This is a genomic window from Oleiphilus sp. HI0061 (assembly GCF_001635675.1).
Genome location: NZ_LWFE01000134.1, coordinates 1 through 526 on the forward strand (window position 1 = coordinate 1; position 526 = coordinate 526).

1 protein-coding gene is annotated in these 526 nt (G+C 48.1%); it reads left to right on the plus strand.

Annotated features, from left to right (window positions below; translation table 11 throughout):
- Positions 1-526: molybdopterin cofactor-binding domain-containing protein (locus A3735_RS01620; protein WP_156499312.1), on the plus strand; the 526-nt coding region annotated here is incomplete at both ends.

Genomic DNA, 526 nt, shown 5'->3' on the forward strand with positions numbered 1-526 from the left:
GCAAAGGTAAAAGGGGAAAGCGCTTATGGAATCGATGTTGAATTGCAGGATCTTAAATACTGCGTTGTAGAGCGGGCTCCGAAATATGGGGGCAAACTTAAGTCTGCGAATATCGAAGTCGCTCTTCAGCAGAAAGGTGTTGTCTCGGTTCTTGAGGTTTCCCGTGGTATAGCTGTCGTCGCAAACTCCTATTGGCAAGCAAGGAAAGCATCAAAAGTACTAGAGGCGCAGTGGGCATTTAGTGAAGAGAGTGTTGAAACTAGTGATGCAATCAGCAACCTATATCTGGATAAGCTTGCAAATGATTCCGGCAAATCTATTCGTCAAGACGGCGATACAGCGGAGCTTCTCGAGGCTGATGGCCATATAGAAGAGTTTGAGTTTACAGCGCCTTTTCTTGCTCACGCCACCATGGAGCCAATGAATGCCGTTGCAAGGGTTAGCAAGGGGAAGGCGGAAGTATGGGCTGGAACTCAAGCCCCTGACGTAGCACAAGTTGCAGTCGCAAAAGCGACCAATATCGATC